Raw genomic sequence first — 12,070 nt, 5'->3', positions numbered from 1 at the left:
GTTTAATATATAGCAGACTTTACAGTTGCTTCTGTTTTTGCTATTAACTCATCAAACGGTAAACTATTTACTTTTATAGGTTCGTGAGTTTGGATTTTTATAGGACTTCCTATTCCTAACGGAAATTTTCCGTATTTAAATACTTTCCAAGAATTATTGATTGATAATGGTACCACATAAGCTTCTGGATTATATTTGGCTATCATTTTAAGCCCATTAACAGAGAATGACTTTGGTTTTCCTGTTCTACTTCTAGTTCCTTCTGGAAAAATAGCTGCAGACCAGTTGTTTTTATTAATTCTCTTAGCAAACTTTCCTAATTCAGACAAAGCTTGTTTAGGGTCTTTTCTATCAATTAAAGCAGCTCCTCCGTATTTTAAATTGAAGGAAATGCTAGGAATTCCTTTTCCTAACTCTTTTTTTGATACAAATTTTGGGTAGTGTCTTCTAAGATACCAAATAATTGGCGGAATATCAAATGTACTTTGATGATTTGCTACAAAAATTAAGGTTGTATTTTCTGGTAAGTTGTGTTTGTTTTCAAATTGAACTCGAATTCCTAAAATCAATAATGATTTAACAAGAAACCAATTCATGAGATTTACTACGTTTTGGTGTCCTTCTTGTCCAAAGAGCTTAAGACCTAACCACTGTAATGGATGGAAAATTAATAATAAAGAAAAAAACACCAATGCAAAGATTGATGAGAGGATATAACTTAAAATCTTCATTCTATTTAGTTGTTTTGTTGTTTGCTAGTTTTGTTTTTTAAGAGTAAAATGTTATTTAGAAAACATACCGATTTCATTCTTAAAACTTTACTAGTGCGCAAAAATAGAAAATCCCGCGAAAGCGGGACTATAATTTTATCTTAAAACCAGTTGCTCCAAGGAATTCTTGAGAGAATTAGTAGTAAAGCTAATCCGTAAAAGATAGCAAAGGTTTTAAACTTAGCTTCGCTTTTTACTTGCTTTTTGTGTTTAGACCAACCTATCGTGATTAATACGATGGCAATAATCATCATTAATGGGTGCTCTATAGCTAGTAATCTTGCCGCTGATTCTTTCATTACTTCGCCTCCATTAGCTTTTAAAGCTTTATACCAAGGAGACATAAAATACCACCCTAAACCAATTAATAATTGAATATGAGCTGTTATTAACGTGAATAACCCTAAACGAAACTCTTTATGGGTAAATTCTTTTTTTTGTACTAATCCTATAATAGCATTTACCACCGTAAATATTAAAACTGCTAATACAACGTATGCCCAATAAGAGTGTAATGTTTTCATCATGATTTTTTAAGTTTTGTCTGTGTAAAAATACTGAATTTTCCGCATAAAAAAACCACCTCAGGCGAGGTGGTTTTTAAATTTATTTTTAAATGAAACTTATTAGAAGTTATACTTAACTGAGAAGTTCCAAGTAGTACCCATACCAAAGTAACCAGAGTTACGAGTATCAATACCTTTATATGTATTTGTTGTACTAGAATCTACAAAAACAGCACTTCTTAACTCTGAAATATATTCAGTATCTAAAACGTTGTTAACGTTTGCTCTAAAATCTAAAGATTTAGATCCTTCACCTAATCTTAACTTATAAGATACACCTGCATCTAATAAACCATAAGAAGGTAGTTTTAAATCTTCATTTGTAGCTCCATTATTAGAGTATAAATTATCATAGAATCTGTAATCAGAATCGATACTTAAATCATCTGTTATAGAATAATCAAATCCAAGACCAAAAGTAAATTGAGCTGCATCTCCAACTTTACGACCATCTACTACTTCAATTGATGGTGGAGATGTAACGTTTCTATCTTCATCTAAAGTTCTTGTAACTACCTCTCCTGTATAAATCCAATCTCCTACTGAAAGGAAACCTTTTACATCTAACTGAGGTAATGGTTTAGCAACAAAATCTAATTCTACTCCTTTGTGATATTGACTTTGACCAGTAGTTTCTGTAATGGTAACTACACCTCCAACAACATCAGAGATACCATCTACTCTATTCTGCCATACTGTATTGTATAAGTTAACATTTGCATTGAAAAATTGTGATTTAAAGCTATATCCTAATTCTAAACCATAAATATCTTCATTTTGAGAACTTGGATTGATAGAGTTATCAAAATTGTTAAAAATATTATCGTGGTAAGGTTGACGTGAGTAGTAACCTGTATTAAAATAGAAAGATCCTTTTTCAGAAGTTTTAAAACCAAGACCTGCTTTTAAGTTATATCCTAAGTTATTAACTTTTTTAGACTCTTCGTGCTCTGGTAAATAATCATATCTATCAAATCTTTGGTGTTGTTGATTTGAGATAGCTCCTTGAAAGAAAGCAGACATATTATCGTTAGAGTACTCTAATTGAGTAAACACTCCTCCGTATGTAATTCTTTCACTACTATCGTAATCAATTCTTTGGTTTTCTCCAGCAGAATTAAATAATGCAGACCATGGGTTCGTGTTAAAACTTTCAGTTGCAGTTACAGCTACTGTAGGACCTACTCTATTGTGTGTATCATCTTTTAAATCTCTATCTTCAGTCCAAGAGTTTAATCCGTGGAAATCTGCTACTTGTCTAAAGTGAGTTCCATAGTAAGTTCTAACATCAGCACCAATATTAAACTTTAAGTTGTCATTAATATCATGCTCAAAATTTGACACTAAACCAAACCACTCATGATTGTTTACAGAAGATCTTGTAATATATGTATCGTTTCCAAACATACCTACTCCACCAGCAGCAGCATTATTTGCATAAATTGCATCATAATCTATAAGACCATCTGCAGTTCTTACTCTAGTTCCTCTGTTTCCAGTTCCACCTCCACGACCAAATGAAGCATATAAAACAGTAGATAATCTCGATACTTCTGAGATATCATAATCCCAGTTTAAGTTTAATACTGGTTTGTGATAGAAGTTTCTTCTTTCTGACATATACTCACCTTTGTAAGTACCCCAGTTATTGTTGTATTTCGTTCCTCTATCTAAGTATGTTTGAATACTTTTAGAAAAGTTTTGGTCGTGCCATTGAGGCGCTCCTGTAAGTAAAAAGTTGAAATTATGTTTTTCATTTGGCTTATAACCAAAAGAAATAAAATAAGTTTGACCTTGACCTTTAGTTCCATCAAAGTAACCATCTCCTTGCCAGTGAGAAAGCATTACACTTGTTCCCCATCCGCTTTCACTCATACCTGTGTTATAAACAGCAGATACTTTATAATAGTTGTCATTTGCTGTACCAGCATAAAAATATCCTCCTTCTTTTTTATCTGTAGTTTTTGTTACAAAGTTCATTGTACCACCTACAGAAGAAATAGCAAGTTTAGAAGCTCCTAAACCTCTTTGAATTTGTATTGCAGAAGCAATATCGTTAACTCCAGACCAGTTAGACCAATACATCTTTCCGTCTTCCATACCATTAATTGGTTGTCCGTTTAATAAGAAAGCTGTGTTTGTTTGATCAAATCCACGTACAGAAATTCTTGAATCTCCAAAACCTCCTGATTGACCAGCAACATATACTGAAGGAGTGTTTACTAAAGCCATAGTAACATCTTGAGTTCCTATCTTCTTTTGAATTTCAGCAGCCTTAATTGTAGAAACTGCCACAGGAGTTTTTCTTCCTCCTGCTAAATCGATAACCCCTTTACCAACGATTACGATTTCATCTAGGGTATTAGAAGGCTCTAAAGCAATAGTTCCTAAATCAGATGCTCCTGAAAAAGAAACAGTTTTTTTGTTGTATCCAACAAACGATACTACTACTGCTCCAGTGTTTGAGCTAGCGTTTAGTATAAATTTCCCATCAAAATCAGTAGCTGAACCATTTGTAGTTCCTTTAACTACAACGTTAGCTCCTGGTAATGGTTCCCCCATTTCGTCAACTACTTTACCAGTAAGTTTTGTTTGACCTAAAACTGTAGCCGTTGCAAAAAACAATGCTACAAGTAATACATTTTTAAATGTTTTCATTTTTTAATCTAATTGTTATTAAATGCAGGTGCAAATATCCTGCTTTTACACATGTCTAATATTAACTTAATGTTAAGTTTTAACAAGAAATTAAGACATTACAATTTAACAAAAACACAAAACAAAACTGATTATCAAGTAATTACATTTTAACAGAGTTGTTAACAAAATCTAACTACAAGTTAAAGAAATAAAAACGAATACGATTGATTGAAATTTAATCGTTGGTTAGGTTCTTTTGAGCTAATTCTTTTCCTAATTCCACTCCAAACTGATCATATGAAAAAATATTCCATATTACCCCTTGAGTAAAAATTTTATGTTCATAAATAGCTAATAACATTCCCAAAGTATACGGAGATAACTTATTGAATAAAATAGAATTACTTGGATGGTTTCCTTTAAAAACTTTATATGGTAAAAGCTTATTTATTTGATTTGTTTGATTATTTAATTTCAACTCTAAATGAGCTTCTTCTTTTGTTCTTCCGAATGCTAACGCATCTTGTTGAGCAAAATAATTTGCCATCAATTTCTCATGATGATCTTCTAAATCATATAATGGTTCTCTAAAACCTATAAAGTCTGCTGGAATTAATTTCGTACCATGATGTAGTAACTGCATGAACGCATGTTGAGAATTTACTCCTGTTCCTCCCCAAATAATAGTTCCTGTTTGGTAATCAACTTCTTCTCCATTTCTGTCAACATTTTTACCATTGCTTTCCATTATAGCTTGTTGCAAGTGCTCTGGAAATTTTACTAAATATTGACTATAAGGAAGTACTAATTCTGTTTCGGCGTCAAAAAAATTGTTATACCAAATACTTAGTAAGGCTAGTAAAACTGGAATATTTTTATCAAAATGAGTTGTTCTAAAATGTTCGTCTACGGTTTCTGCTCCTTTTAATAATTCTTTAAAATTATCAAAACCAATAGATAAGCAAATTGACAAACCTACAGCAGACCATAGAGAAAATCTACCTCCAACCCAATCCCACATCGGAAATACATTTTTCTTGTCTATTCCAAAACTATCAACAGCTTTCATATTACATGATACAGCTATAAAGTGTTTAGAAATATCAAAAACTGTGGCTGATTTTAAAAACCAATCTCGTATTGTATTTGCATTATTTATAGTTTCTTGAGTTGTAAAACTTTTTGAAACAACTATAAATAAAGTAGTTTCAGGATTTACTCTTTTTAAAACTTCTGCTACATGATCACCATCAATATTAGATACAAAGTGGGTATTTAACCTATTTTTATAAAATTGAAGTGCGTCTACCACCATATTAGGTCCTAAATCAGAACCACCAACACCAATATTAACAATATCTGTAATAGGTTTTCCTGTAAAACCTTTCCATTTTCCTGAAATAACCTTATTACTAAAGGCTTTCATTTTACGTAAAGCCGTTTGTATTTTAGGCTTTACATCTTTTTCTTCTACTAAAACTGGAGTATCAGAACTACTTCTTAAAGCTGTATGTAACACCGCTCTATTTTCAGTAACGTTAATTTTATCTCCTGAAAAATATTTTTCTATGGCATCTTTTAACTCTACTTCTTTAGCCAATGAAACCAATAATTCTATCGTTTCCTTAGTAATTCTATTTTTAGAAAAATCAACTTGTAATTCATCTAGAGAAATAGAAAACTCTTCTTTTCTGTTCTTGTTTTTAAGAAACAATTCTTTCAACTCATACTCTTTTGCTTGTTGAAAATGTTTTGTTAGTTTTTCCCAAGCAACAGTCTCAGTTGGCTTTATGTTTAGTAAAGGCATAGTTAATTCGTAGCTAATATTTCTTTTTCTTTAAATGAAAGAGGTTCTGGTTGAGGAAATTGTATACTGTCTAATTGTCTCTTCAGTGGTTTTATAAACTCAAAATAAGTAGGTTTTATCTCTGCGGCTAAAGGTTCAGCCGAAGGAAGCTTTTCCCTAAACGGATCTACTTGTCTACCATTTTTCCAGAAACGATAACATACATGCGGGCCACTCGTATTTCCTGTCATACCTACCCAACCTATTATATCTCCTTGTTTTACGTAATCTCCAACGCGCACATTACGTCTTTTCATGTGCAAATATTGCGTTGTATAGGTACTATTATGTTTTATTTTAACATAGTTTCCATTACCCCCTCTCCTAGCAGACTCTACAACTGTTCCACTAGCTGTGGTCATAATTTCTGTTCCATATCTAGCTGCAAAATCAGTTCCTTTGTGAGCTCTTACTTTATTACCATATAACTTAATTCTTCTTCTTAAATTATAACGTGAAGAAATTCGGTATTGAAATTTAATTGGAGATTTTAAAAAAGCTCGACGCAACATATTTCCATCTTGATCATAATACTCAGGGATTTTCTTAATTGAATCTGCTATAAACTTATAGGCATACAAATCCTCTCCTCCATGACTAAAAACAGCTGCTTTTACTTCTCCATAACCTACAAAAACGGTATCATTTATAAATTTTTCTTCATAAATTAACTTGAACTTATCTCCTCTTTGAAGTCGATAAAAATCTAATGTCCACGCATAAATATCTGCAACCGTATTCGTAAGTGTTGGTTTTAATTGTAAACTATCCATCGTAACCGAAAGATTTGAATAAATTTCACCTGCTATTTCTTTCTCAACTGTTTTAATTTTCTTTCTGTATTTATATGCAGAAATTATAGAATCTTTAAAATCAATGATTGTAGCTTCTACTCTGTTGTGTTTATAAATAAAAACTTTGGCTTGTTCTAAGGTATCTTTAGATGCTAAAATTGTGTATGCTCTTCCTGATCGAACTCGTCTTACATCAAAAGTATCTTTAATTTTTGTAGCTATTTCATTTATCTTCGGATAAATCACACGATGTCTATCCATAATTACTCCAAAACTCTCACCTTCCTTAATCGTATCGTTAATAACAGTAAAATTATCTAAATTAAAACCATAAGCTATAACTGGTTCTGGTTCTTTTATTTCAACTGGTTCTGGTATAACGACTTTCTTTTCTTCTTTACAAGAAAATAGAAGAAGCGTGATAATAAATGGAAGGATTATTTTTTTCAAAAAAAGCTGCTTTAAATTTGAGTTTATGTGCAAAAGTACAAATAAATAGTATTTTTTCTTACACTTTAACAATTCATAAACAGCATATATTACTTTTTTAATCTACAACAATTTCAAAAGGGTTTGCCAAACCTTTATAAGCATCTAAATCAGCACGTAAAGATCCAACAGCTAAGGAAGCCCTCATTTTTATAGGTATTTTATTATCGTCTGCTGAAATCCATATAGTTACACTCTCTTTTTCTTTAAATACTCTACCTGCCTGGACTAAGGGTCTGAACTTTTGGGTTTTTACTTTACCAAACTTTGTTTTAACTGTTTCGTGCCCTAAAAATCGTAATTTGAATGGATAGCTTTTATTATCAAAAAACATATCAAGCTTAATTTCTTCTCCTTTTTTCATATTTTCTGTATTATGACTTCTTAAGAAATAAAAGGTAGATATCATATCTTGAGGAGATTTTACTGAAATCAATGTATCTTTTTGTTTCAAAAAATCTTGAACGTAAGCCGTATTTTTTTTGTGATTAAAAGTTATATGACGATTCTTTTTATGCCCTCCTTCATCTATTTTTCTTTTAAATAAATAAGGTTGAACTTTATCAATTCCAAAATAACTTTCATACCTGTCTTCCACCTTAAAAAACCAACTAATAACACCCGTTGTTTTACCTGTTCCTACAGCATGAAGCACCTTTTTATTGTTTAAGTTCTTCTCTTTTAATTGTAAAACAGCTGTTCCTGCTTTTAAAAACCCACTGTAACTCATATCGAACCTAAGCCATTCACCACTTTTATATGCTGTTGGGTTTTCTTGCGCAAAAAAACTTTGTGCGATAATCAAAAACGTAAAAAATAATATTCTTTTTCTCATAATGTTCAAACTTATGAAATTTGATAAACAATTACTATTCCAAAAATCAAAAAAGCTGTTTAATAGAACATTAAACAGCTTTTATTTTATTGTTATTCTGGTTAAAAAGTACCCCAGTTTTTTAATTCTTCTTCACTCCATAGGTATGGGAAGAAAATTCTTCTCTGATATTTAGGATGTAAATATTTACGCCAGTTACTACCACCAGTAGCTTCTACATCACCCTCTTCACCTCCAAGATATTTACCGGCTGCATTGTAATGAGCCATTACCCATTTTACATTTACGGTATAATCGTAATGACGCATTGCTTTAATTAGCTCTTCATTTTCTTGAACATCATCAGGTAGTTGTTTGAATTTTTTTGAAAGGTTACAATCATTATAGTCTTCCATAAAATCTATAAATTCACCCATATACTTTTTCTCAAACAAATTTAATAAAGTTGTTTTTTGACCTGTTGTATAGTTCTTTCCTGCTGCTTGCCAATACAAGTGATCATAAGCATTTTTAAATGATGAATTTCTATCAATCGTGTCTCTATAACGAGCATCTATCAAATTGATAAGATCAGTAGAAGCAAATTCGATCTTACGATATTGCGCACTTTGAAAACCACTTGCTGGTGTTAATGTATTACGAAATTTTAAGTATTGTTCTACATCCATACCATCACCCATAACCGTAAACGAACTACATAACATATCGAAATAACGACTGATACGCATTAAGTGTTTTGAAAACTTTTCTGCTGTAATTTCTTCTGTTTTTGCCACTTGGTCAATTTCCCACAAAATCATTTTAAACAACAATTCATTTACTTGATGATACATGATAAAAACCATTTCATCAGGTAATGTTGTTCTTGGAATTTGTAGTCCTAATAATGCATCTGTTTGTATATAATCCCAATAAGTTATTGGTTCACTCCAAAGTAATCCTTCTAGCATTGCTTCAACAGGAACACCTAACTTATCGTATTTTTCTTCTATTGCTTTTAATATTTCTTCTTTACTCATTTTGGATATTCTTTTATAATTAATTTAAATTCACTTTACAACAAAGTAAACTTATGAGAAAGGAGATTTTATATGTAAATACCTGTCCATCATATAAAACAAAACCAAGAAACAAGGCATTAATTGTCTTGAATCTCGGTTTTTAATTTGCTTTTCTTATAACTACTATTTTATAACGTTCCTCTTAATTCTTGCTCTCTTTCGATTGATTCGAACAACGCTTTAAAGTTTCCTGCTCCGAAACCACGAGCTCCCATACGTTGAATAATTTCAAAGAACAACGTAGGACGATCTTCTACTGGTTTTGTGAAAATTTGTAATAAGTATCCTTCTTCATCAGCATCGATCATAATTCCTAATGATTTTAGCTTTTCAATATCTTCTCTTAACTCATGACTAAACTCTTCTAATCTTCCTGGAACTGCTTTGTAATATTCTTCTGGTGGAGTTGATAAAAATTCTACCCCTTGAGATCTTAATTGACTTACTGTTTTTATAATATCATCAGTAGCAACAGCAATGTGTTGCACTCCTGCTCCTTCATAAAAATCTAAATATTCTTCAATTTGAGAACGTTTTTTTCCTTCAGCTGGCTCGTTAATTGGGAATTTGATCCTTCCGTTTCCGTTAGACATAACTTTACTCATTAAAGCAGAATATTCTGTATGAATTTGTTTATCATCAAATGATAAAAAGTTTTCAAATCCCATTACATCTTCGTACCATTTTACCCAAACATCCATTTGATTCCAACCTACATTACCAACCATATGATCGATATATTTTAATCCTGCTGTTGGTGGATTATAATCTGACTCCCACTTCTGAAACCCTGGTAAAAATGTTCCGTTGTAATTTTTACGCTCTACAAACATATGAACTGTTTCTCCATACGTGTAAATTCCCGCTCTTACAACTTCTCCGTGCTCATCTGTTTCAACAGTTGGCTCCATGTATGATTTTGCTCCTCTTGAAGTTGTTTCTTCGTAAGCTTTTCTAGCATCTTCAACCCAAAGCGCTACCACTTTAACTCCATCACCATGTTTTACAATATGCTCATTAATTGGTGACTTACTGTTTAAAGGAGTCGTTAGTACTAATCGGATTTTATCCTGTACTAATACATAACTTACTTCTTCTTTTGAACCGGTTTCAAGTCCTTTGTAAGCTAACGATTGAAATCCGAATGCTGTTTTATAAAAATGCGCTGCTTGTTTTGCATTTCCTACATAAAACTCTACATAATCTGTTCCTAAAAGTGGTAAGAAGTCTTGTGCTCCTTCAAATATTTTTTCTAAACCGTAGTTTACTGATTTTATTTCTTTTGACATGTCTCTCTATTTTGAAAAATTGATAATTAGTTAATTTGAAAATTGAATAAACACATTTTCAAATTGTCACATTGATACTTTGAACTATTCTAACCAAGATTTGTAATAATCTTCATCTGCTATTTTCATAGCTTCTTCGGTTACTTTTAATGGCTTAAAAGTGTCAACCATTACTGCTAATTCTTCAGTTACTGTTTCTCCTATACTTCTTTCAGTAGCCCCTGGATGTGGTCCGTGAGGAATTCCTGCTGGGTGTAACGAAATGTGTCCTGGAGCAATATCATTTCTACTCATAAAATCTCCATCAACATAATATAACACTTCATCAGAATCAATATTACTGTGGTTGTATGGTGCTGGAATAGCCTGCGGATGATAATCGTATAACCTTGGTACAAAACTACAGATTACAAAAGCATCTGTTTCAAACGTTTGATGCACTGGTGGCGGTTGATGTATACGTCCTGTTATTGGTTCAAAATCATGAATTGAAAATGCATATGGGTAGTTATATCCATCGTATCCAACAACATCAAATGGATGTGTTGCATATACCATTTCAATAATTTCATCTTGTTTTTTTACATTGATAACAAAATCACCTTTTTCGTTATGAGTTTCTAACTCTTCTGGTCTGCGGATATCACGCTCACAAAATGGTGAATGTTCTAATAATTGACCAAACCAGTTACGGTATCTTTTTGGAGTATATACCGGACGATAAGATTCAACGATAAATAACCTGTTATCTTCTGTATCAAAATCCAATTTATAAATGATTCCACGAGGAATTACTAAGTAATCTCCGTATTTGAAATCTAAATTACCTAACATTGTACGTAATTTCCCCGTTCCTTTATGGATGAAAATTACCTCATCAGCATCAGTATTCTTATAAAAATAATCTTCAGTAGATTCTTTTGGGGCCGATAAAATGATATTACAATCAGAATTGGTAAGAACTACTTTTCTACTTTTTAAGTAGTCATTTTCTGGTGGAACTTGAAATCCTCTGAAGCGATACGATTGAATATTGTTTTCTTTTGCTACTTTAGGCGCAATAGAGTATTGCTTGCGAATTTCTTTGACCATTGTTGGTCTGTATTCATGATAACTGTTGGTAGACATTCCGTCAAAACCAATCGTACCAAATAATTGTTCGTAATATAAACTTCCGTCTTCCTTACGAAACTGTATATGTCGTTTATGTGGAATTTTTCCTAATTTATGATAAAAAGGCATATGTTCTAATTTAATAGGTTAATGTAATAACGCAACAACTAATAAATTGTCGCATTCAGCAATTGTGTAATAATTACATTAAAACAATCACTCTGGATTGCGCTTTATCATAAACTTTAAATGAGCTAAAAGACCTAGCCAATACATTTATTTTTAGAGATTTAGTTGTTGCCCAACAAATATAAGAAAAGTAAGGCTGAAATACTAACTCTCAGGCGCTAATTCTACTTCTAAACCATCTAAATCGGGGGTCATTTGTATTTGACAACCCAATCGGCTATTATCTTCTACATGAAAAGCCTCTGCTAACATTGCTTCTTCATCATCTCCCATTTCTGGCAATTCGTGATTTGATTTTACATAGCATTGACATGATGCACACATTGCCATTCCTCCGCAAATACCAATGGTTCCTTCAGGAGCTAATTCGTACGAACGAACTACTTCCATTAAGTTCATAGCCATATCTGTTGGTGCTTGTACCTCGTGCGTTACTCCATCACGGTCGGTAATTTTTATCGTAATATCTTGTTCCATA

10 protein-coding genes are annotated in these 12,070 nt (G+C 32.0%); all 10 read right to left on the bottom strand.

What is annotated here, in order from left to right; all coding sequences use genetic code 11:
- Positions 1 to 2 precede the first annotated feature (2 nt).
- Positions 3 to 731 carry a 1-acyl-sn-glycerol-3-phosphate acyltransferase gene (locus N534_RS0106590; RefSeq protein WP_028891725.1) on the bottom strand — a complete coding sequence of 243 codons (729 nt, stop codon included), beginning with the start codon at positions 729 to 731 and terminating at the stop codon, positions 3 to 5.
- Positions 732 to 871: 140 nt separating this feature from the next.
- Complete coding sequence (locus N534_RS0106585; RefSeq protein WP_028891724.1) at positions 872 to 1,294, bottom strand: hypothetical protein; 423 nt, start codon at positions 1,292 to 1,294, stop codon at positions 872 to 874.
- A gap of 102 nt (positions 1,295 to 1,396) precedes the next feature.
- Positions 1,397 to 3,994: a carboxypeptidase-like regulatory domain-containing protein gene (locus N534_RS0106580; protein WP_028891723.1), complete on the bottom strand. Its 2,598-nt coding sequence runs from the start codon at positions 3,992 to 3,994 to the stop codon at positions 1,397 to 1,399.
- A 217-nt stretch (positions 3,995 to 4,211) separates the two neighbouring features.
- A complete protein-coding gene (pgi, locus tag N534_RS0106575) occupies positions 4,212 to 5,783 on the bottom strand; it encodes a glucose-6-phosphate isomerase (protein ID WP_028891722.1) in 1,572 nt (523 codons plus the stop codon).
- A gap of 2 nt (positions 5,784 to 5,785) precedes the next feature.
- Positions 5,786 to 7,066: a peptidoglycan DD-metalloendopeptidase family protein gene (locus N534_RS14510; protein WP_038005588.1), complete on the bottom strand. Its 1,281-nt coding sequence runs from the start codon at positions 7,064 to 7,066 to the stop codon at positions 5,786 to 5,788.
- Between the two features lie 97 nt (positions 7,067 to 7,163).
- Complete coding sequence (locus tag N534_RS0106560; RefSeq protein ID WP_028891721.1) at positions 7,164 to 7,940, bottom strand: DUF3108 domain-containing protein; 777 nt, start codon at positions 7,938 to 7,940, stop codon at positions 7,164 to 7,166.
- Between the two features lie 101 nt (positions 7,941 to 8,041).
- Positions 8,042 to 8,959 carry a tryptophan 2,3-dioxygenase family protein gene (locus N534_RS0106555; RefSeq protein WP_028891720.1) on the bottom strand — a complete coding sequence of 306 codons (918 nt, stop codon included), beginning with the start codon at positions 8,957 to 8,959 and terminating at the stop codon, positions 8,042 to 8,044.
- Between the two features lie 170 nt (positions 8,960 to 9,129).
- Positions 9,130 to 10,290: a 4-hydroxyphenylpyruvate dioxygenase gene (hppD, locus tag N534_RS0106550; RefSeq protein ID WP_028891719.1), complete on the bottom strand. Its 1,161-nt coding sequence runs from the start codon at positions 10,288 to 10,290 to the stop codon at positions 9,130 to 9,132.
- A gap of 84 nt (positions 10,291 to 10,374) precedes the next feature.
- Entirely contained in the window at positions 10,375 to 11,532 is a 1,158-nt protein-coding gene (locus N534_RS0106545; RefSeq protein ID WP_028891718.1) for a homogentisate 1,2-dioxygenase, read from the bottom strand.
- A gap of 204 nt (positions 11,533 to 11,736) precedes the next feature.
- Positions 11,737 to 12,069 carry a 2Fe-2S iron-sulfur cluster-binding protein gene (locus N534_RS0106540; protein WP_028891717.1) on the bottom strand — a complete coding sequence of 111 codons (333 nt, stop codon included), beginning with the start codon at positions 12,067 to 12,069 and terminating at the stop codon, positions 11,737 to 11,739.
- Between the last annotated feature and the right edge of the window lies 1 nt (position 12,070).

Origin of the sequence: Tenacibaculum sp. 47A_GOM-205m, from assembly GCF_000518405.1 — a bacterium.
Lineage (GTDB): Bacteria > Bacteroidota > Bacteroidia > Flavobacteriales > Flavobacteriaceae > Polaribacter > Polaribacter lutimaris.
Note: the sequence above shows the minus strand (reverse complement) of the source record. Positions and strands in the feature narration are given on the sequence as shown.

Excerpts from the sequence above, each read along its gene's own strand:
- N534_RS0106540 (WP_028891717.1), bottom strand. The coding sequence starts at position 12,069 with ATGGAACAAGATATTACGATAAAAATTACCGACCGTGATGGAGTAACG.
- N534_RS0106580 (WP_028891723.1), bottom strand. The coding sequence starts at position 3,994 with ATGAAAACATTTAAAAATGTATTACTTGTAGCATTGTTTTTTGCAACG.
- pgi (WP_028891722.1), bottom strand. The coding sequence starts at position 5,783 with ATGCCTTTACTAAACATAAAGCCAACTGAGACTGTTGCTTGGGAAAAA.
- N534_RS0106545 (WP_028891718.1), bottom strand. The coding sequence starts at position 11,532 with ATGCCTTTTTATCATAAATTAGGAAAAATTCCACATAAACGACATATA.
- hppD (WP_028891719.1), bottom strand. The coding sequence starts at position 10,290 with ATGTCAAAAGAAATAAAATCAGTAAACTACGGTTTAGAAAAAATATTT.
- N534_RS0106560 (WP_028891721.1), bottom strand. The coding sequence starts at position 7,940 with ATGAGAAAAAGAATATTATTTTTTACGTTTTTGATTATCGCACAAAGT.
- N534_RS0106590 (WP_028891725.1), bottom strand. The coding sequence starts at position 731 with ATGAAGATTTTAAGTTATATCCTCTCATCAATCTTTGCATTGGTGTTT.
- N534_RS0106555 (WP_028891720.1), bottom strand. The coding sequence starts at position 8,959 with ATGAGTAAAGAAGAAATATTAAAAGCAATAGAAGAAAAATACGATAAG.
- N534_RS0106585 (WP_028891724.1), bottom strand. The coding sequence starts at position 1,294 with ATGAAAACATTACACTCTTATTGGGCATACGTTGTATTAGCAGTTTTA.